The organism is Flavobacteriales bacterium (genome assembly GCA_016700415.1).
In the GTDB taxonomy this organism is placed as follows: domain Bacteria; phylum Bacteroidota; class Bacteroidia; order Flavobacteriales_F; family PHOS-HE28; genus PHOS-HE28.
The window spans coordinates 3,356,615-3,375,071 of sequence record CP065018.1; the positions used below are offsets into that span (position 1 = coordinate 3,356,615).

Annotated in this window: 24 protein-coding genes; 18 read left to right on the plus strand and 6 right to left on the minus strand. The window is 57.1% G+C overall.

The annotated features are described in order from the left end of the window. The first annotated feature begins 53 nt into the window (after positions 1-53). The 3 genes from IPP95_14020 (at position 54) to IPP95_14030 (ending at position 3,576) form a co-directional block, all read left to right on the plus strand. Positions 54-1,178: an HRDC domain-containing protein gene (locus IPP95_14020; GenBank protein ID QQS72268.1), complete on the plus strand. Its 1,125-nt coding sequence runs from the start codon at positions 54-56 to the stop codon at positions 1,176-1,178. Positions 1,179-1,289: 111 nt separating this feature from the next. Beyond that, complete coding sequence (locus IPP95_14025; GenBank protein QQS72269.1) at positions 1,290-2,093, plus strand: sulfite exporter TauE/SafE family protein; 804 nt, start codon at positions 1,290-1,292, stop codon at positions 2,091-2,093. Between the two features lie 70 nt (positions 2,094-2,163). Then, positions 2,164-3,576 (plus strand): MBL fold metallo-hydrolase, encoded by a 1,413-nt coding sequence (locus tag IPP95_14030; GenBank protein QQS72270.1) that lies wholly within the window; start codon positions 2,164-2,166, stop codon positions 3,574-3,576. A gap of 72 nt (positions 3,577-3,648) precedes the next feature. On the opposite strand, the gene IPP95_14035 is transcribed toward IPP95_14030, so the two are convergent. After that, complete coding sequence (locus tag IPP95_14035) at positions 3,649-4,296, minus strand: peroxiredoxin (GenBank protein QQS72271.1); 648 nt, start codon at positions 4,294-4,296, stop codon at positions 3,649-3,651. A 151-nt stretch (positions 4,297-4,447) separates the two neighbouring features. Between IPP95_14035 and IPP95_14040 the strand changes: the two genes are divergently transcribed. The 5 genes from IPP95_14040 to trxA are packed head-to-tail and all read left to right on the plus strand — an operon-like array spanning position 4,448 to position 5,704. Beyond that, complete coding sequence (locus IPP95_14040) at positions 4,448-4,648, plus strand: DUF2892 domain-containing protein (protein ID QQS72272.1); 201 nt, start codon at positions 4,448-4,450, stop codon at positions 4,646-4,648. Further along, positions 4,645-4,854 (plus strand): hypothetical protein, encoded by a 210-nt coding sequence (locus IPP95_14045; GenBank protein ID QQS72273.1) that lies wholly within the window; start codon positions 4,645-4,647, stop codon positions 4,852-4,854. The genes IPP95_14040 and IPP95_14045 overlap by 4 nt, the downstream gene beginning before the upstream one ends. After that, complete coding sequence (locus IPP95_14050; protein ID QQS72274.1) at positions 4,855-5,160, plus strand: rhodanese-like domain-containing protein; 306 nt, start codon at positions 4,855-4,857, stop codon at positions 5,158-5,160. It abuts the gene before it with no gap. Further along, positions 5,160-5,396, plus strand: a complete 237-nt coding sequence (locus tag IPP95_14055; protein ID QQS72275.1) for a hypothetical protein — start codon at positions 5,160-5,162, stop codon at positions 5,394-5,396. Before IPP95_14050 ends, IPP95_14055 begins: the two co-directional genes overlap by 1 nt. A 2-nt stretch (positions 5,397-5,398) precedes the next feature. Beyond that, positions 5,399-5,704: a thioredoxin gene (gene trxA, locus IPP95_14060; protein QQS72276.1), complete on the plus strand. Its 306-nt coding sequence runs from the start codon at positions 5,399-5,401 to the stop codon at positions 5,702-5,704. A 100-nt stretch (positions 5,705-5,804) separates the two neighbouring features. On the opposite strand, the gene IPP95_14065 is transcribed toward trxA, so the two are convergent. Together IPP95_14065 and IPP95_14070 are read right to left on the minus strand one after the other, a co-directional pair. Continuing rightward, on the minus strand, positions 5,805-6,449 hold the full coding sequence (locus tag IPP95_14065) for a Crp/Fnr family transcriptional regulator (GenBank protein ID QQS72277.1): 645 nt from the start codon (positions 6,447-6,449) through the stop codon (positions 5,805-5,807). Positions 6,450-6,476: 27 nt separating this feature from the next. Beyond that, the gene (locus tag IPP95_14070) at positions 6,477-6,884 is read right to left on the minus strand and encodes a DUF983 domain-containing protein (GenBank protein QQS72278.1); all 408 of its coding nucleotides are present in this window, start codon (positions 6,882-6,884) and stop codon (positions 6,477-6,479) included. Positions 6,885-6,944: 60 nt separating this feature from the next. On the opposite strand from IPP95_14070, the gene IPP95_14075 reads away from it, so the two are divergent. The 9 genes from IPP95_14075 (at position 6,945) to IPP95_14115 (ending at position 14,461) form a co-directional block, all read left to right on the plus strand. Then, entirely contained in the window at positions 6,945-7,565 is a 621-nt protein-coding gene (locus IPP95_14075; GenBank protein QQS72279.1) for a hypothetical protein, read from the plus strand. Positions 7,566-7,568: 3 nt separating this feature from the next. Next, entirely contained in the window at positions 7,569-8,438 is an 870-nt protein-coding gene (locus tag IPP95_14080) for a hypothetical protein (GenBank protein ID QQS72280.1), read from the plus strand. 140 nt (positions 8,439-8,578) lie between these two features. After that, positions 8,579-9,880: a kynureninase gene (kynU, locus tag IPP95_14085; protein ID QQS72281.1), complete on the plus strand. Its 1,302-nt coding sequence runs from the start codon at positions 8,579-8,581 to the stop codon at positions 9,878-9,880. A 120-nt stretch (positions 9,881-10,000) separates the two neighbouring features. Continuing rightward, complete coding sequence (locus tag IPP95_14090; protein ID QQS72282.1) at positions 10,001-11,356, plus strand: FAD-dependent monooxygenase; 1,356 nt, start codon at positions 10,001-10,003, stop codon at positions 11,354-11,356. A 96-nt stretch (positions 11,357-11,452) separates the two neighbouring features. After that, a complete protein-coding gene (locus tag IPP95_14095) occupies positions 11,453-11,749 on the plus strand; it encodes a hypothetical protein (GenBank protein QQS72283.1) in 297 nt (98 codons plus the stop codon). Further along, the gene (locus IPP95_14100) at positions 11,746-12,045 is read left to right on the plus strand and encodes a type II toxin-antitoxin system RelE/ParE family toxin (protein ID QQS72284.1); all 300 of its coding nucleotides are present in this window, start codon (positions 11,746-11,748) and stop codon (positions 12,043-12,045) included. Before IPP95_14095 ends, IPP95_14100 begins: the two co-directional genes overlap by 4 nt. Before the next feature lie 352 nt (positions 12,046-12,397). Further along, complete coding sequence (locus IPP95_14105) at positions 12,398-13,015, plus strand: transposase (protein ID QQS72285.1); 618 nt, start codon at positions 12,398-12,400, stop codon at positions 13,013-13,015. After that, a complete protein-coding gene (locus tag IPP95_14110) occupies positions 13,012-13,434 on the plus strand; it encodes an IS110 family transposase (GenBank protein QQS72286.1) in 423 nt (140 codons plus the stop codon). The genes IPP95_14105 and IPP95_14110 overlap by 4 nt, the downstream gene beginning before the upstream one ends. A gap of 178 nt (positions 13,435-13,612) precedes the next feature. Further along, positions 13,613-14,461: a hypothetical protein gene (locus IPP95_14115; GenBank protein ID QQS72287.1), complete on the plus strand. Its 849-nt coding sequence runs from the start codon at positions 13,613-13,615 to the stop codon at positions 14,459-14,461. Between the two features lie 41 nt (positions 14,462-14,502). Here IPP95_14115 and IPP95_14120 read toward each other — a convergent pair whose 3' ends face one another. Together IPP95_14120 and IPP95_14125 are read right to left on the minus strand one after the other, a co-directional pair. Continuing rightward, a complete protein-coding gene (locus IPP95_14120) occupies positions 14,503-14,751 on the minus strand; it encodes a DUF2132 domain-containing protein (GenBank protein QQS72288.1) in 249 nt (82 codons plus the stop codon). A gap of 750 nt (positions 14,752-15,501) precedes the next feature. Then, positions 15,502-16,362: a transglutaminase domain-containing protein gene (locus IPP95_14125; GenBank protein ID QQS72289.1), complete on the minus strand. Its 861-nt coding sequence runs from the start codon at positions 16,360-16,362 to the stop codon at positions 15,502-15,504. A 406-nt stretch (positions 16,363-16,768) separates the two neighbouring features. Between IPP95_14125 and IPP95_14130 the strand changes: the two genes are divergently transcribed. After that, entirely contained in the window at positions 16,769-17,767 is a 999-nt protein-coding gene (locus IPP95_14130; GenBank protein QQS72290.1) for an IS110 family transposase, read from the plus strand. A 30-nt stretch (positions 17,768-17,797) separates the two neighbouring features. Here IPP95_14130 and IPP95_14135 read toward each other — a convergent pair whose 3' ends face one another. Beyond that, positions 17,798-18,433 (minus strand): MBL fold metallo-hydrolase, encoded by a 636-nt coding sequence (locus IPP95_14135; GenBank protein ID QQS72291.1) that lies wholly within the window; start codon positions 18,431-18,433, stop codon positions 17,798-17,800. Positions 18,434-18,457 lie beyond the last annotated feature (24 nt).

Consider the following 18,457-nt stretch of genomic DNA (forward strand, 5'->3'; position numbering starts at 1 on the left):
TCTGTCGGATCGCACTGTCCACTTGCCCTCGGATGCCTTCCTTTGCAGGCTACATGGAGGAAGCCCCGCTCATAGCCACCCCCGGCCCGTTCAATGACCTGATGGGTAGGCTGGTCAGCGAGTCCTGCATCGCATTGGACACTGAGGCGAGCAGCTTCCACCGGTTCCATGAACGCATCGGCCTGATCCAGCTTTCCGACCGAAGCGATACTTGGCTGTTGGATCCCATGGCCCTGCACGAAGTGCCGAAGCTGGGTGACATCCTCGGCTCGGAGTCCAACGAGATCGTGATCCACGATGCCGATTTCGACCTGCGGTTGCTGAAGCGCATGTACGGCTTCCACGTCCGCAAGATCTTCGACACGCTGATCGCCGCGGAACTGATCAACGAACCCGAACTGGGCTTGGCGTCGTTGATGCTGAAGTACTTCGACATCAAGTTGGACAAGCGCTTCCAGAAGGCGGATTGGTGCAAGCGCCCGCTCACCCGCGATATGCTCAACTATGCCGCCATGGACACCCGCAACTTGATCGCCCTGCGCGACCGCTTGGCAGAACAGTTGATGGCGAAAGGGCGCTGGGAATGGGCCATGGAGGAATTCGGCCTGCTCACCGAAGTGCCCTTCCAGGAAAAGGAGGACCATACGCCGGGCTTCCTGCGGATCAAAGGGGCCAAGGCGCTGAAGCCAAGGGAATTGGCAGTGCTGAAGGAGCTGCAGGATTGGCGTGTTTCCGTGGCATCCCAACTGGACCGTGCCTCGTTCATGGTCCTGGGGAACGATGTGATGCTCGCGCTGGCGAAAGAACCGGTGACCTCGATCGAAGCATTGTCCAAACTGAAGGGGGTAGGGCCTTCCACAGTTGACAAGTACGGCAGGGACATCCTCGCGGCGATCGACAAAGGGATGAGCACGCCCAAGGAGCAGTGGCCGCGCATGGAGCGCCCCAAGCGCTTTCCCCGCGACCCTAAATTGGAGGACTCCGTGAAGCGGATGAAGGCCGTCCGGGACAAGCTGGCCTTGGACCATGAGCTGCGCCCCGGCATCATCGCGGCCAATCAACTGCTTTTGGACATGGGAAGGGCCCGGCCAACGAACATCGACGAATTGCTGGCGATCCCAGGTCTTCGCCGCTATCAGGCGCGGGAATTCGGCCCGGCACTGCTTGCCGTATTGTGAGCGCCTTCTTCTGGACGGTATGAGTTGTCACCGTTGGGTGCGGTGCAGGTCGGTAGTTTTGCGGGCGATGATGGACCACGGCATTCGGATCGAACGATCCGGCTTACACGTATGAGCTGGGAGTTGCTCGGTTATGCCGGAGCGGTGCTCATGGGCCTTTCACTCGGCCTGCTCGGCGGTGGCGGTTCGATCCTCACCGTGCCGATCCTCGTTTACCTGTTCGGCCAAGATCCCGTCACGGCCACGGGTCTGTCGCTCTTCATCGTGGGGACCACCAGCGCTGCCGGTTTATTCTCGCATCACAAGCAGGGGAATATCGAGTGGCGCACGGCAGGGGTGTTCGGCGCGGCCTCCATCCTTAGCGTCTTCATCACCCGGCGCTGGTTGGTGCCTGCCTTGCCGGACCCCTTGATCCATGTGGGTGCTGTGGAAGTCGGCAAGGGCACCGCGATCCTCGGCTTGTTCGCCATTGTGATGCTGATCTCCGCATGGTCGATGATCCGCGGAAGGAAATCCATAACACCCGGGTCGAACGGCAAGCGGCACCTGCCCTCGCTGCTGCTCATCGGCCTCCTCGTGGGCTTGCTCACCGGTGTGCTCGGGGCGGGCGGCGGTTTCCTCATCGTCCCTTCCTTGGTGCTGCTCGCCGGCGTGGACATGAAGCGCGCCATCGGCACTTCGCTGCTCCTCATCACCGTGAACTCGTACATCGGCTTCCTCGGCGACCGGCGCGTCCATTTGGCGGACTATTCGACGATCCTGCTGCCATTCTTGGCACTGGCCATCATCGGCATCGTTCTTGGGAGCCAACTCTCCAAGCGCATGGGCAATGCGAAACTCCGGCCGACGTTCGGCTGGTTCGTGCTGGCCATGGGCACATATATCATCATACGCGAACTTTATGCGCTCGCCTGAAGACGGGAGCGCATAAAGTTGTACGGGCGCGAGATCTCGCGCCCCATCGATCCAGAAAAAGAAGCAGAACATGAAAATCGAACAGATCTACACCGGATGCCTCGCACAAGGGGCCTACTACATCGAGAGCAACGGCGAAGCGGCCGTGATCGACCCGCTGCGTGAATCACAACCTTACATCGACCGTGCCGAGAAGAGCGGCGCGATGATCAAGTACGTGCTGGAGACGCACTTCCATGCTGACTTTGTGAGCGGCCACGTGGACCTCGCCAAGCGCACCGGGGCCACCATCATCTACGGCCCCAATGCCAACCCCGACTTCACCGCACACATCGCGAAGGACGGCGAGGAACTGAAGGTAGGTAAGGTCACCATCAAGGTGTTGCACACGCCGGGGCACACCATGGAAAGCACCACCTATCTGCTGCTGGATGAGAGCGGGAAGCCGCATTGCATCTTCAGCGGGGACACGCTCTTCATCGGCGATGTGGGCCGCCCCGACCTGGCGCAGAAAATGGGCAGCCTCACCATGGAGGACCTCGCCGGCCACCTCTATGATTCCTTGCACACCAAGATCATGACCCTGCCGGACGACGTGATCGTCTATCCGGCGCACGGCGCGGGCAGTGCTTGCGGCAAGAACATGAGCAAGGAGACCTGGGACACCTTGGGCAACCAGAAGAAGGTGAACTATGCGCTGAAGGCCGCGACGAAAGAGCAGTTCATCAAGGAGGTCACCGACGGGATCATGCCGCCACCGGCCTACTTCCCGCAGAACGTGGCGATGAACAAGGGTGCGATCCCCAGCCTGGAGACCGTGAAGGAGAAAGGTCTCCGTGCGCTGACGCCCGACCAAGTGGAGCTGATCGTGGAGAGCGAAGGCGCCTTGGTGCTGGACACCCGCGATGCCCAGGTTTTCAAGGATGGATTTGTGCCGCGCAGCATCAGCATCGGCTTGCGGGGCGACTTCGCACCTTGGGTCGGCGCGATGATCCCCGATGTGAAGCATCCGCTGGTGGTGGTGACCGATGCAGGCGGCGAGGACGAGGTGGTAACGCGCCTGGCCAGGGTGGGTTATGACAATGTGCTGGGCTTCCTCAAGGGCGGCATCAGCGCATGGAAGAACGCCGGGCGTGATGTGGATTCCCTGGAGAGCATTTCCGCGGAAGAATTCGCAAAGCGCATGAGCGCGGACAAACTGAACGTGTTCGATGTGCGCAAGCAAGGCGAATGGGACGGGGAACATCTGGAGCACGCCAAGCATGCCTCCCTGCAGTTCCTGAACGATCACTTGGCCGACTTCAGCAAGACGGAACCCAACTACCTGCATTGCGCCGGTGGCTACCGGAGCATGATCGCGGCATCCGTGCTCAAGGCACGCGGCTATCACAACGTGGTGGAGATCGCCGGTGGTTTTGAAGGGATCAAGAAGACAGGCTTGCCGATCACCGAATTCGTTTGTCCAAGCACGCTTGCGAAATAGCCTGTCGAACGTTAGCAGCATACAATGAAAAGGGCGGCCCGTGGGCCGCCCTTTTCCATAATGCCCGATCGCTCAGGCCAATTCCTTCTTCGCTAAGTAGAAGTCGACCAGCTCGATGTTCTTCTCCCCCAGTCGCGCATCCAGATCCTTCAAGGTCTTTGGTGGGGACAAGATCACTTTATCGCCCTTCCTCCAGTTCAGCGGCATGGCGGTGCCGGGGTTAGCATCGACGGCCTGCATCGCCTCCAACACGCGCTTGATCTCGTCCATGTTGCGCCCCACGTTCAGCGGGTAGTACATGATCAAGCGGATGATGCCTTTCGGGTCGATGAAGAACACGGCCCGCACCGCAGAGGTGTTGCTGGCGTTCTCGTGCAGCATGCCATAGAGGTTCGCCACCTTCATGTCGATGTCCGCGATGATGGGGAAGTCCATGAAGACACCGGTCTTCTCGCGCACGTTCTGCACCCAGGCCACATGGCTGTGGATGCTGTCGATGCTTTCGCCGATCAGTTTCGTATTGTGCTCCGCGAACCACTTCTTCTCTTTGGCAAAGCCGGAAAGCTCCGTGGTGCATACGGGCGTGAAATCCGCCGGGTGTGAGAAGAGGATGGCCCAGCTATCCTTGATGTACTCGCTGAAGCGCAGGGGACCTGTCGTGGTCAACGCTTCGAAATCCGGGGCTTGGTCGCCGATCCTCGGCATGCTCGTTCCTTCCATTTTTCTGTTGGGTTTTAGGTTCAGTACAAAGAGACGCAAGACCGTTCAACTAGCAGGTGACATCCCTCACCGGGGCCCTTTGTTCCCGTGTGATGATCCTCACATTGGGAACCACGGCCGGTCCTGACCTTTGCATTGACCTAGAACGAAGATGAAAAACAATATGGGAGGGATGGACCGAACGGTCCGCATCATCGTGGCGCTTGTGATCGGGGTGCTCACCTACTTGGGGGTGCTCCATGGAATACTGGCGATCATTCTGCTGTTGCTCGCCACGGTCTTCGTGCTCACCAGCTTTGTGGGCTTTTGCCCGCTATATGCGCTCTTCGGTATCAGTACCTGCAAGAAATGAAGCGCATCTGGTTGCTCACCACTATCGGTGTCATCCTCGGTGCCGTAGCCGGTTGGTTCTACTGGAGCCAATGGGGATGCATCGCGGGCTGCTCGATCACGGGCAGCCCGGTGAACAGTACACTGTATGGCGCGTTCATGGGCGGACTGCTCGTGAATTCGGTCAGGAAGGAGAAGAAAAACGAACAACCAAAAAACAACAACTGAATGTTCCGCACACTTTTCGGAATGGGTCCCAAGGTGGACCTGAAAGAGATCAAGAGCAACGGGGCGACGATCCTGGACGTCCGCACCACGGGTGAATTCGCAGGAGGCCATGTGAAGGGCTCCATCAACATCCCGCTGGACAGGCTCCAGGGACAGCTGAAAAAACTGCCCAAGGGCAAGCCCGTGATCGCTTGCTGCCTCAGCGGGGCGCGCAGCGGTAGTGCGGTCTCCATCCTGAAGTCGGAGGGATACGAGGCCTACAACGGAGGTGGCTGGTCCGGTCTGGATCGCGAGCTCAATAGCTGATGAAGGACCTGCTGAGCAACTGGAACTTCGCCCGCTTGCTGCGCTTGGTGCTTGCCGGGGCGTTCCTCGGGGCAGCGGTCTCCAGCGGCGAATGGGTCGCCTATGTTGTCGCGGCGGTATTCGGCTTGCAAGCCATCCTCAACGTGGGCTGCTGCGGTACCTCATGTGCAGCCCCGCCGGCGGACCGGAAGACCGGGAACATTGTTCAGGAAGTGGATTACGAAGAATTGCATTGACGATGGCTGAAAAAACAGGCTTCAAGGAATTGATCAACGGCGACAAGCCCGTGGTCGTGGATTTTTTTGCCGAATGGTGCGGGCCGTGCAAGACGATGAAGCCCATCCTCGACGCGTTCAAGGGTGAAGTGGGCGACAAAGCGGTGGTGATCAAGGTGGACATCGATAAGAACCCTGCGGCGGCCCAGGCATACAAGGTGCGTGGCGTGCCCACGTTGGCGATCTTCAAGAAAGGACAGGTGGTGTGGAGGCAGAGCGGCGTGATGAGCGCAGCGCAGATGCAGGAGGCGCTGCGCCCATTCCTGTGAGGTCGGACCGGACAGGTGGCGTGGACAGGATTGCAGGATTTACAGGATCTGACCCGCCGAACGGCGGGAGGTGATCAGCTCCGAAGTTGCCGCCCGGACTCTATTCGGTCACTCCAAGTCGACCATTTGGGAGCGGCTCTCCCACCGCGGTAAGGTGTACTTCGATCACCCCGCGTGAAAGCGTCACCATCCCACGTCGCTGCAACTGTTGTAGCAGGCGCGTCACCACTTCGCGTGGTGAGCCGAGTTCCTGCGCAATGTCCTGATGCGTGGCCTTCAACGCGGTGTTCCCCGTGGCCTGCACACGTTTCACAAGGTAGTCCCAGAGCTGTTCGTCCATTTTGAGGAAGGCCAATTTTTCAATGGTCTCCAACAGCTCCCCGAAGCGTTGTGCCTGCGCCGCGCCCACGTACCGGCGCCATTCCGGATAGACCATCCATTCGTCGGCATAGCGCGCGGGGATCATCAGCAGCTCGGCTTCCTCCTCCACCACGGCCATGACGGCGCTGGTCTTCCGGGCTTCACAGCAGGTCAGTGAAAGTGAGCAGGTCTCGCCCGGCATGATGTGGTAGAGGAAGCGCTCCTTGCCCTCCTCGTCCTGTGCAAGGATCCGCAGGCTTCCCTTTTCCACGATCGGTATTTGGGTAATGACGTCCCCAACGTTCATGATCACCGCGCCGACGGGGAATGAACGCCGCACGGCCACGCTGTCGAATGCCTCCTTCAATGCCTGCTCCATGAACATGGACGCAAGGTACAGATCGACCGGGGATCAACCTTCAGACCGTCCGGGTTTCTCCTTTACCACGCCCGGACCCTTGTACTCGAAGAACATGTTGGCCCACGTGATCTTGCTGAGCGCGTAGAACAGTGGTGCGCCGAGAAACAGCACCATGCCGATCAGTCCAATTTGCCAGTGCAATGCAAGGTCCGGCGCCAACACTTGAATAGCCACCCAGATGCTCACGGCCACCGCCACGGTGATGGCATAGGAAACATACATGGCCCCGAAGTAGAAGCCCGGCTCTATACTGTACTTGCGCTGGCAAGCGGGGCACCGCTCCAACAGGTCGCCGGCGCGCCTCAGGTTATACGGATGGGCCACGAAGAATTGGCCCTCATGGCAGAAGGGGCACTTGAAGTTGAGGATGCTATAGAGCTTGGTGACTTTCCATTCCATGCTGCAAAGATCGCATAAGGCAACGCGCTTCCGCCGGTTTGCACCAACTTCGCGCTCCACATGCGCATCCTTCTGCCCGCCTTCCTGCTGCTTTTGATGTCCGGCGTTCAAGCACAGGACAAGATCAGCCTGATGAACGGGCAGGTGCTGGAGGGCAAGGTGATCGGACAGAGCACCTTGGAGATCCGCTACTTGGTGCCGAAAAGGCACAAGATGGTGGAGCGCTCCGAGCCCACCAGCAGTGTTTTCAGCGTCACCGACAGCTTGGGCGATGAGAAGGTATGGTACTTCAAGGACACCCTTTTCGGCAACGACTATACCATACCGGAAATGCGCTGGTTCATGAACGGGGAGCGGGATGCGCGGAAGGGCTACAGGCCCATCCTGCCCATGCTTGGTGGCTTTGCGCTCGGTGCAGGTCTTACCATGGCCTTGGACCTCGAGGTGAACTCGTTGATCATCCCTCCGGTTTATGCCGGCATCATGGCATGGCCCCGCGTTTACGTCACCCGCGGCTCCATCTCGGACCCGAACATGGAGGGCGACCCTGTATATGCAACAGGCTACAGCGCTGCGGGGCGGCCCAAGCGAGTGGTGCGCAGCCTGCTTTCCACGGCCGTGGGCGTCGTGTTCGGCTTGGCGATGAACCGCTATGTGATCAACCCCGCGCAGAACCGGTAGGCTATGAGGGGCGAGGTCCGCAACCCGGTGTTGCAGTGGCTGATCTATGGCCATGTCTGGGTAGCCCTCGCGGTCGCGGCACAGATCCTATGGACCACGATGTTCCTGCACGAGGGAGCGCTCGCACAGCGCTATGCCTTGGCGGCTTTTCTTGGCTCGTTCACCGCATACGGGGTGATGCGCTTGGCGCGGATCAAGGGGCCTGAGGGCGAGGAATATGCGAACCTGATCTGGTACCGCTCCAACAAGATGGTGATGAACGTGCTGGTGGGCCTGTGCGGTATCGCGGCGTTCCTCTTGCTGTGGCCGCTGTGGTCGAAGATCTGGCAGATGATGGTCCCGGCCGTGGTGCTGACGTTCTTCTATGTCACGCCGTTCACCTCCTCCAAGGGCATCGGTATCGGCCTGCGCATGGTGCCCTTCCTGAAGGCCCTGCTGATCGCCGGGCTGTGGGCCATCGTCACCGTGGCCATACCGCTGCATCTCGATCCGGTAGGTTTCACCGGTTTCACCGTGATCGCGCTCACCTGCATGCGCGTGCCGCTGATCCTCTCCCTGGCCATCCTCTTCGACGTCCGCGACCAGGCCAGCGACGATCCCGCCCTGCGCACCGTGCCCATCGTTTTCGGCACCCGGGCGGCGAAAGGCATCGCGCTGTTCTTCCTGCTGTGCTCCGCAGCGTTCGAGGTGATCTTCCTGCGCGGCCTCGGCTACATGACGGCCTCGTGGGTGATCCTGATCGGCTATACGTTCGGGGTGGTGCTCACCGTGCGCGCCAAACCCGAGCGTGACGCGTTCTACTACGCCATCCTCGTGGACGGTGTGATGATCGCCGTACCGCTGTGCGCATGGGCGGGGGTGATGCTGGGGTGAAGGACGACCACGAAGGACACCAAGCGTTGAACGTACAGTCGGCAGTTGGCAGTGGCAGTCGGCAGTAGGATTTCATCTTTGTGTCCTTCGTGTCCTTAGTGGTAGAAACCAAACGATGCCCGCTACATTCGCAGCACCCCATGACGCTTCCCGAAAATACCGTAGCCTCCGCCCGCCAATGGGACGCAGAGGATCCGCTCCGTGCCTTCCGCAGTGAATTCCTTATCCCGCAAGACAACGGAAAAGATGCTGTCTACTTCACCGGAAACTCGCTCGGCTTGCAGCCCAAGGGGGCAGAAGCCGCGCTGAAGCAGGAGCTGGAGGATTGGGCGCGTTTCGGTGTGGAAGGCCACTTCGAGGCGAAGCATCCTTGGTACAGTTACCACGAAGAACTCACGGATGGCGCTGCGAAAGTTGTCGGCGCGCGCACTGAGGAGGTGGTGATGATGAACCAGCTCACGAGCAACTTGCACTTCCTGCTCGTCAGCTTCTACCGGCCGAAGGGAAAGCGCGTGAAAATCCTCACTGAGCAGCGTCCCTTTCCGAGCGACACTTACGCGCTGGCCTCACAGATCGCCTTCCACGGCCTCGATCCGAAGCAGCATCTCGTGGAGGTGCAGCCGCGCAAAGGCGAGCACATCTTGCGCACGGAGGATATCCTCGCGAAGATCGATGAGCTGGGCGATGAGCTGGCCTTGGTGCTGATCGGCGGCGTGCAGTTCTACACGGGCCAGGCGTTCGCACTGGAAGCTATCACTGCCAAAGCGCATGAGTTGGGTGCCATCGCAGGCTTCGACCTGGCGCATGCCGCAGGCAACATGCCGGTGCAACTGCACGACTGGAACGTGGACTTCGCCTGCTGGTGTACCTACAAATACCTCAACAGCGGTCCGGGCAGCGTGGGCGGCGCGTTCATACATGAGCGCCATCTGAAGGCCGATCTTCCGCGCTTCGCAGGTTGGTGGGGCCACGACAAGAACACACGCTTCCAGATGGGGCCGGAGTTCAGTCCGATGCCGACCGCGGAAGGCTGGCAGGTGAGCAACGCAGCGGTCTTCAACATGGCGATCCACCGTGTTTCATTGGAGCAGTTCGGTCGTGCGGGGATGCAGCGCTTGCGCGCGAAGGCGTTGCTCTTAACGGGCTATGCCGAAGCCATCATCCAAGGCATCAACAAAATGCACAACGTCCAACTGGAGATCATCACGCCAAGTGATCCGGAACAGCGCGGATGTCAATTGTCCATCTTCGCACACGGCATGGGCAAGGACCTCTTTGATAAACTCACCGCGCAAGGAATTTCCTTGGATTGGCGAGAACCGAACGCTTCGGCCCCGCTCAGCGCGGGTGTGATCCGCATTGCGCCGGTGCCGATGTACAACAGCTTCGAGGACGTTTGGCGGTTCGGGGAAGCATTGGGATCACTGATGAAAGAGCGGTGATCTCTGACCATCTCAGATCTGCGTATATCAAAACGATCAGCGTCATCCGCGTTCCAAACGCCAAATTCAAATCAGCGTAGATCAGCTCTTTCAGCGTCATCTGCGTTCTATTCACCAGCAATGAAGAACATCACCATCGTCGGCGGCGGATTGGTAGGTAGCCTGCTCGCCGTGCTCATGGCCAAGCGGGGCCACAAAGTGGATGTCTACGAGCGGCGTAGCGACCCCCGCACCGCCGACCAGTACGCGGGCCGCTCCATCAACCTCGTGGTGAGCCATCGCGGATGGACGGCCTTGCGCGTAGCGGGCATCGATGAGCGTATCCGCGAGATCACGGTGCCGGTTTATGCCCGGATGACGCACGATCCGCAAGGCAAGACCAACCGACTGCCGTACAGCATCGAGAACAAGGCCATTTACTCAGTGAGCCGTGGGGAACTGAACAACCGCCTGCTGTCCGAAGCGGAGCGGATACCGGGCGTTACGCTGCATTTCGGCTATCGCTGCGATGACGTGGACCTGGATAACGCAAATTGCACCTTCAGCCGGAAAGGGGAGGAGCCGAAGACCGTGAAGGCCGACGTGGTGCTGGGCTGCGACGGCGCGTTCAGCGCGGTGCGGGCCAAGATGCAATACGGCCGCTTCAACTACAGCCAGGAATACATCGAGCACGATTACAAAGAGATCGCCTTCCCCGCCGGGCCGGACGGCAGCCCGCTGATGGACCCGCAATGCCTGCACATCTGGCCGCGCCGCTACTACATGCTCATGGGCTTGGCCAATCAGGACGGCGGCTTCACAGGTACGCTCTTCATGCCGCACAACGCCGGTCCCGAGGCACCCGACGCCGGTTTCGACAAGGTGCGCACCGAGGCCGAGGCTGATCGTTTCCTGAAGCAGCACTTCCCGGATGCCTACGCGCTGATCCCGGATATGACGCAGCAGTACATGCGCCATCCGCAGAGTACGCTGGTGGTCATCCGCTGCAGCCCGTGGACGCACGGTTCCACGGCCGCCCTCTTCGGCGATGCCGCCCACGCCATGGTGCCTTTTTACGGCGAAGGGATGAACGCCGGCTATGAGGATTGCAAAGTGCTGAACGATCTGCTGGATGAACACGGCGACGACAACTGGGGCGCGGTGCTCCACGCCTATGACCAGCATCGCGTAGCGAACGGCCACGCTATCGCGGACCTCAGCCTGCGCAACTTCACGGAGATGCGCGACCTCGTCGCCGACCCGAGGTTCATCCTCCGGAAGAAGATCGAAGGTCGCATCCAGGCCAAGCACCCGGACCAGTGGCTGCCGCTGTACACACAAGTGAAATTCACCGACATCCCCTATGTGGATGCGCTGCGTGAAGGCCAGCGGCATGACCGCATCATGGAGGAAGTACTGGCGATGCCGGGTATTGAAAGCAAGTGGGAAAGCGAGGAGGTGGAGCGGAAGGCGCTGGAGTTGTTGAAGCGGGTTTGAACAGCATGGACACGAATGTGAGGAGAATGTGCCTGCCAAGAGCGAAACAGTCTGCCTAACTTTGAGCGACCCCCCGGACCGATGACAACTGCCGCGTTGAAGAAGAAGATCAAAGCCCTTGTGGACAAGGAGACCAATGAAAAGAAATTGGTGAAAGTCCATTCCACGCTTGTGCAGGAAACAAAGGCCGAAGCGGTCAAAAGGCGCATGTTGGAGGTAGCGAAAGAATCGGAACGCGATATCAAGGCCGGGCGGACCATGGGCATTGATGAGTTGCACGAAGACATGGAGCGGTACATCACTGAGATCTACTCCGGTAAACAAGGAAAAGTAGCTGCAGCGCGGAGGCCAAAAGCACAGCGCAGTCGCAGCACCAAAACAGACCCGCAGTGAATGTTGTTCTCACTGTTGCAGCGCGAGGTCGATTTCGCGAAGCGCTAAAGTTCTCTCGCGGATACATGACCGCGAGAGAGGCTCGCAAGGTGAATGCGGAAGTGAGGAAGGCTTTGAGGTATTTGGAAGGGCATCCGGTTTGGGGGGCCACGGAGGACTTGATGGGTGGTTCCCGGTATCGGTATCGACGGATCATTGTCGGGCACATCAAGATAATCTATCGGGTTGGGCGCACCATCATTCACGTCACCGACATCTTCGACAGCCGTCAAGACCCCGGCAAAATGAAGGGCTGAGTGCCTGCAATCCATGCATCAGTAGGGTCTCGCTAACAGGCTTCTCTGACAGATAGCGGACCCTTTTATGTTTGCCGAAGTGAAGACGACGGAGTTCTCCGTTCAGTCCGATCCGGGTGGTTACATTGATGTTCATACATGATGTGCCGCCTCGGCGTGTAAGGCCATGGGACCCTAGGTGAGCACTCCGCTACACCGTGACGCAGGAATGGCCTGCACGCTTGGCATCTTCAAGAGAAGGAACAGTACTTAAGGCCGAGCGATCGAGCCCGAATAAAGTAAAAGGAATTTCGATAGGGAGATGGGTGACATGTCGTGGATCCGTTCGATCACAGTTCAAACCCCCAACACGATGAAAGTACAATGCGTAGGAGTAGACATCGCCAAAAATGACTTCAAAGTGGCCTTTGCCACCAAAGGAGAAGATAACAAGCTGTCCTGTACCACGGCGAAGAAGTTCGACAATGCGAAGACAGGCTTCAACCAACTGGTGAGATGGGCAACCAGTGAGATGGACAAAAATGCACCATTGGTGTTCCTGATGGAGGCCACAGGAGTGTATCATGAAAAGCTGGCACATCACCTTCATCGTCTTAGCAAGCAGGTGCATGTAGTGCTGCCCAACAAATTCAAGCACTTCGCAGCAAGCCTGAATTCGAAGTCGAAGACCGATGCGATCGATGCCAAGTTGTTGGCCCGCTTCGGTGTGGAGCGAGAGCATCGGCCATGGAATCCGGCTGAACTCGTCATCAAGCGGATGCGCGATTTCAGTCGCTACCGGGTACAGCTACAAGAACAGAAGACGGCCATCACCAACATCCTTCATAGCAAGGATTATGCGCATGGTGTACCAGCGGATATCAAGAAGAGCAGCAAGAAGGTCATTGCCGTGCTGGAAAAGGAAATCGCGATACTCAGTAAGGAAATGGAGAAAGTGGTGAAGAGCGATCCGAAATTGAAGCCAAGGTGAACAAACTTCGCACCATTCCGGGATGCGGCATCACCACAGTGGCGGCCATAGTGGCGGAGACCAACGGGTTCAAAGAGTTCAAAAGCGCCAAGCAGCTCACCAGCTATGCTGGCTACGACATCGTACACAATGAATCGGGCACATCAGTGCTAAGCAAGACGCGTATCTCCAAGAAGGGCAACAGGTACATGCGCCACCACATGCACATGCCCGCCTTGAGCGCATCCAAGCACATTCCCGAGTTCAAAGCGTTGAAAGAGCGCATTAAGGCCAAAACGGGGATACCGATGAAGGCGCAGGTGGCCGTCCAGCGTAAACTACTGATCCTGATGTACACCCTCTGGAAAAACGACTTGGTCTATGAGAAGGACTACCACCAAAAAGGTAGCCCGGAACAATGCCCAGGCTACACAGGATAGTGCTTTGCAGCAACTTCCTTTGGAGGTTTAAAGATAGTTGAAAATAAATCGACAGGACACTTGCATGTTAACACAGTACCTGCGTCCACGGGGTCCGACCGCCCTTCACAACCCTTCGTTGACACTTCCCACCGCATTCCCACGTTCTAAGGGCATGCCCCGTACTTCCTTTGGAACGATGAACCGCGCCCTCACCATCGCCTTCGGCTTCCTCTTCGCCAACTCGCTCTGCGCGCAGGGCATCTATGGCCGCAAGAGACCGGAGATCTTCCCCACAGACGGCAAGATGCGGCGCGGCGGCTTTTACTTCGCACCAGGCATCACCTATACGCTGACGCGCTTCAAGGACAAGGAGGAGACGGTCTTCAGCAACGGCGACACCAGCTACACCGCTCTTTTCGACCCCAACGGAAAGATCGGGCTCTACTTAGAAGCCGGTTGGTTCGTCTCCACGCGCGATCCGATCATTCTCGACTACTGGGATTTCGGGCTGGCCTACAAGCAGCTCAAAGGCACCGAGGATTTCACCGGCACCTTGATCCGCGGTGACAGCATCGGCATACTTGCCGGAAGTGGCGCCTTCAACGACCAGCATCTCACCGCACATGTCAATGCCAACAAACTCTTTCAAACACGGGACTACCAGTTCGTGCAGCTCAGCCTCGGCGCGAACCTGGACTGGCGCTTCGGCACCGGCCGCAGCTACACCGCCGACCTCACCGCGCTGAACCGCTGGGCCTTCCCACCGGATCTCATTGGGCAGGTGCATGTGAAGGTGGGCTACGGCTTCAAGCTCACCAAGCGATTGATGATCATCCCCGCACTCGAAACGCCGGTCTTCAGCATCACGCCGGAGGACGGCGGCAACTTCGGCAAGATGCAATGGTTCAGCAGCACCTACCGCCCGCTGATCCTCAGCGTGCGCTTCCTCTTCCTGCGCTACCCCAAAGGCTTTGACTGTGTGCCGGTGAAGAACAATGCCTTCGAGAAGAGCAAGGTGGTGAACCCGAGCTACGAGCGGAAGTAGACGAGGTTGCCTGCGGGATGGCGGGCATGGCTCACCAGCTTTTACCGTTCCCTTCTCCCCCTCAGTTCCAGATAAAGCGCTTCAACCTTGTCCCTGGCCCATGGTGTTTTCCGCAAGAACGTAAGGCTGGACTTTATCGAAGGGTCACTTTTGAAACAGTTGACGTTGACCTTGGCTGCCATGCTCTCCCAGCCATAGTGTTCCACCAAGACCTCTAGGATATCGGCCAGCTTTACCCCGTGCAGTGGGTTATTGGGTTGTTCTTTCCGTGGAGTGGGTTCGTTGTCCATTGCTGTGTCAATCAATTCGCCTTATCGCTCCCGCAAGTCTTCCCGGCTAACAAAGCTTTGGCTCGGTACGGATAGCCGGGGCGACTTGTGGGTACTGCACAACGCTTCATCCATACTTCTCCGTGAAGTCTTCGGACTTCACACCATCAAGTCCTTTAAGCGAGGGTGCTCAACGCTTCATGCTTGCGCTCCGAAGTTAATTCCGCGCGGCAGTCTGAAGACTGCTGGAAGCTTCTGTGCCATTATCGGCCTCCTGAGACCAGAACCACAAGTCGCCCCGGCCTGTAGCGTTCAGGAGCTCACTTTATCGTTTGGCCGGGAAGACTTGCGGGAGCGCGGGGAGGCAGATTCTTTGTCCATTGGTTTGGCGATCATTCCTTTCAAGACTCGTGAGAGCAGAACCACAAGTCCCATCGCTCCCGCAAGTCTTCCCGGCTAACAAGCCTTTGCGCTCAACAAGGATAGCCGGGGCGACTTGTGGGTACTGCACAATGCTTTCATCCAGACTTCTCTGTGAAGTCTTCGGACTTCACACCAGCACGTCCTACCAGCACGTCCTTAGATCGAAGTTGCTCAACGCTTCCTGCTTGCGCTCCGAAGTTAATTCCGCGCGGCAGTCTGAAGACTGCTGGAAGCTTCTGTGCCATTATCGGCCTCCTGAGACCAGAACCACAAGTCGCCCCGGCCTGTGGTGTTCAGGAGCCCACTTTATCGTTGGGCCGGGAAGACTTGCGGGAGCGTCGGGTTGCTTTAGTTATGAGGTAGCGATTTTGTAATATCAATGGTCTCCTTCAAATTTATTGGATCCCCCATATATCGATAGGTGTAAAAGTATCCATTTCTCAATATTTTATCATTTCGTACATCAGATATTTGGATGTACATATTTTTCAACTTGTCAAACTTTATGGATTGGTACGGTGTAGGGTCAAATCTTATCCATCCATATTCATTCGTATATGCTTCGGCCCAAGCATGTCTTGGGTTAGACCCATATTCGGTTAGGAACCCATATACCACACGTGCTGGAATATCATTCGCTCTGCATAATGATACGAATAAGTCTGAAAATCCGGAACAATCACTTCTTTTTGTTTCAAGGGCATTAAGTGCCCCGTTATCTGTATTCGTGTATTGAGTATATTTTACTTCATTCAGGGTGAATTTATATATATTCTTTATCGTCCTTATTTTGGTTTTGGATAGAAGGAGATTTGCTGTAGTTTTAATTTGGGCACTATCCTTTTCTAAATATTTTTCACTGATCAAATAATCCTCTAAAGGATAGCTGTTTAGTGTGATCGATTTATCTATTTTGGCCATTTTAAGATCGAACTCGTAAATATCAACTGTAGTATTTATTTCAATGTATTTTTTAGCGGAAAGTGAATCGATGGTGAATATGGCGTATTCATTGTCGTTATTGCGAATAATCGTATCCGGTTGAGGGGCATATTCTGTCTTAATTACTTTTTGAGCCTTGTCAATGGTTTTTGGAATCAAAACAGTAAGCTCAGCTTTAATAGTGGTTTCTGTTGATGAGATCTCATATTTCATTTTTAATACTGCAGTACGCCTTTCCTGCGCATAACCAGAAATGCTACTGGTCAAGATATAAATTAGAACTAGGATGTATCTCATCAATGTGGGTTTCGTCAAAATTGCACTGGGCTGTTGGGTCGTACCTGTTATGCGGATTATTCTCGGGCTTGATCCGTGATTGGAGTGAGTTCCATTGCGATTTTGGGACACGTAAAGCTATGCCATTGCTTCTCACCCCAAAACTCGCGCGACTCTAGACTTGCACCGATAGATCACTGAAGAGGACTGAGCGGGACATCAGGTGAACCAGCTCGCGCGAGAGGTTTACGGCCTATGACGCTTATCGGGACCTGTTGTCTCCTCGGACCTGAGGCTCGAATAGAATTTGAGGCTTCCAGGCCTGTTAGAGTCATCAAGCACAGGGTCCTTTGCTCAGCCCCTCCAGGATCATTGGTCAAACCCAAATCTAATGGAGATGAAGTATGTTGGAATTGATGTGAGCCAGGACCATCTGGACTTCGCCTTGCTCAACAGCGAAGGCGATCATGTGGAAAGCGCCCGGGTGCGCAATGATGAACGGGCCATCACCAAGCTGGTGAATGCTTGGATCAGGAAGTGGAAGTTGGACCTCCCGCAGAGTTTGTTCTGTCTGGAACCCACAGGTCATTATTCACACTTGCTTTTGACCGTACTGGTCGATCTGCAAGTGCCGGTCTGGCTTGCGCATCCGATGAACATCAAGCAGGGAATGGGCATCGCACGTGGCAAGAACGACGAGATCGATGCGGTGCGTATCGCTCAGTACGCGCGCAGGTTCCGTGACCAAGCGCGCATGTTCACCGCCGATCACTTGCGCATGAGCAAGCTCAAGCAGCTCCTGATGAAACGTCGGCAACTGGTGGAAAGCAAGGTCAAGCTGAAGATCCAACTTGGGAACGTGAACCGGCACATGCACAAAGACCTGCGCAAGACCTTCAATCAGTTGGACCAGGCGCAGATCCGCACGATCGACAGGTTGCTGAAGAAAGTGGAGTTCATGATCGCCGAGGAGATCAACGCGGATCCTCAGGTCAAGCACCAGTATGACCTGATCAGCTCCGTGCCCGGCGTTGGTCCTGTTCTGGCCTCCAACCTTCTCGCCTTGACAGATGCTTTTTCAAGGTTCTCGACGCCGCGACAACTCGCCTGTCACGCAGGAGCGGCACCTTTTGAAAGCACATCGGGTTCCAGCGTACGCGGGAGAACCCGCACATCCCGAAAGGCGAATGCAGGACTGAAAAGCTTGTTGCACATGGCAGCACTGGTCGCCATCCGCAATGATGCGGAACTAGGCACATACTACAAGCGGAAGGTTGCGGAGGGAAAGCCCAAGCTGTGTGTGATCAACGCTGTCCGTGGCAAGATCGTCCATCGCGTCTGTGCCGTCCTGCGCAAGGATCATCTGTACGAGAAAAGACCCTTGCTTTTGTCATAGAATAAGCGTCCACGCTCGTGCGCTTCCACCTCACCCCCGCACAAAAGGATTCATCCTCTTCTCCTCCCCGATCGTAGTCTCTGGCCCATGGCCACTGTAAACTACGACGTCATCGCCCAAAGGATAGAACTCCTCCCGGATGCTTTTCAGCAGTGTATCCATATCGCCGCCGGGCAGGTCGGTGCGGCCGATGCTGCGGTGGAAGAGCACGTCGCCGCCCAGTAGGAATTGCTGCTTCGGGTTGTAGAAGGCCACATGCCCGGGGGCGTGGCCGGGCACGAAGAGCACGTCCAAGTGTTCCTTGCCCAAGGTGATCACCTGTCCCTCTTCCAAAAATGCTTTCGGCGCGGGCACGGGTTCGCAGGCCACGCCGAACATGGCGCCTTGCTGCACCGCCAGTTCCAAGATCGGCAGGTCCTTGCGGTGTACTTCCGTCAGCAGGCCGTAGCGCTCCTTCAGCCAGGCGCAGCCCATCACGTGGTCGATGTGGGCGTGGGTGAGCAGTACGCGCGTGGGCCGCACGATGTTATCCGCTAACCACGTTTCCAGCTCCCGTTGCTCGTTCTTGTCAGAGCATCCGGGGTCGATGATGATACCTTCACCTGCCGCGTGCAGCACGTAGGTGTTCTCCTGGAACGGATTGAAAGTGAATTTTTTGATGTGCATGCCTGCGGAAAAAGCGTGAACTTC

What these genes read in the sequence shown, in the direction of transcription:
- IPP95_14075 (QQS72279.1), top strand. Translation starts at nt 6,945, where the DNA reads ATGCGCATCCTTCTGCCCGCCTTCCTGCTGCTTTTGATGTCCGGCGTT.
- IPP95_14070 (QQS72278.1), bottom strand. Translation starts at nt 6,884, where the DNA reads ATGGAATGGAAAGTCACCAAGCTCTATAGCATCCTCAACTTCAAGTGC.
- IPP95_14135 (QQS72291.1), bottom strand. Translation starts at nt 18,433, where the DNA reads ATGCACATCAAAAAATTCACTTTCAATCCGTTCCAGGAGAACACCTAC.
- IPP95_14025 (QQS72269.1), top strand. Translation starts at nt 1,290, where the DNA reads ATGAGCTGGGAGTTGCTCGGTTATGCCGGAGCGGTGCTCATGGGCCTT.
- IPP95_14035 (QQS72271.1), bottom strand. Translation starts at nt 4,296, where the DNA reads ATGGAAGGAACGAGCATGCCGAGGATCGGCGACCAAGCCCCGGATTTC.
- IPP95_14115 (QQS72287.1), top strand. Translation starts at nt 13,613, where the DNA reads ATGAACCGCGCCCTCACCATCGCCTTCGGCTTCCTCTTCGCCAACTCG.
- kynU (QQS72281.1), top strand. Translation starts at nt 8,579, where the DNA reads ATGACGCTTCCCGAAAATACCGTAGCCTCCGCCCGCCAATGGGACGCA.
- IPP95_14030 (QQS72270.1), top strand. Translation starts at nt 2,164, where the DNA reads ATGAAAATCGAACAGATCTACACCGGATGCCTCGCACAAGGGGCCTAC.
- IPP95_14045 (QQS72273.1), top strand. Translation starts at nt 4,645, where the DNA reads ATGAAGCGCATCTGGTTGCTCACCACTATCGGTGTCATCCTCGGTGCC.
- IPP95_14105 (QQS72285.1), top strand. Translation starts at nt 12,398, where the DNA reads ATGAAAGTACAATGCGTAGGAGTAGACATCGCCAAAAATGACTTCAAA.
- IPP95_14090 (QQS72282.1), top strand. Translation starts at nt 10,001, where the DNA reads ATGAAGAACATCACCATCGTCGGCGGCGGATTGGTAGGTAGCCTGCTC.
- IPP95_14055 (QQS72275.1), top strand. Translation starts at nt 5,160, where the DNA reads ATGAAGGACCTGCTGAGCAACTGGAACTTCGCCCGCTTGCTGCGCTTG.
- IPP95_14020 (QQS72268.1), top strand. Translation starts at nt 54, where the DNA reads ATGGAGGAAGCCCCGCTCATAGCCACCCCCGGCCCGTTCAATGACCTG.
- IPP95_14130 (QQS72290.1), top strand. Translation starts at nt 16,769, where the DNA reads ATGAAGTATGTTGGAATTGATGTGAGCCAGGACCATCTGGACTTCGCC.
- trxA (QQS72276.1), top strand. Translation starts at nt 5,399, where the DNA reads ATGGCTGAAAAAACAGGCTTCAAGGAATTGATCAACGGCGACAAGCCC.
- IPP95_14065 (QQS72277.1), bottom strand. Translation starts at nt 6,449, where the DNA reads ATGTTCATGGAGCAGGCATTGAAGGAGGCATTCGACAGCGTGGCCGTG.
- IPP95_14120 (QQS72288.1), bottom strand. Translation starts at nt 14,751, where the DNA reads ATGGACAACGAACCCACTCCACGGAAAGAACAACCCAATAACCCACTG.
- IPP95_14080 (QQS72280.1), top strand. Translation starts at nt 7,569, where the DNA reads ATGAGGGGCGAGGTCCGCAACCCGGTGTTGCAGTGGCTGATCTATGGC.
- IPP95_14040 (QQS72272.1), top strand. Translation starts at nt 4,448, where the DNA reads ATGAAAAACAATATGGGAGGGATGGACCGAACGGTCCGCATCATCGTG.
- IPP95_14050 (QQS72274.1), top strand. Translation starts at nt 4,855, where the DNA reads ATGTTCCGCACACTTTTCGGAATGGGTCCCAAGGTGGACCTGAAAGAG.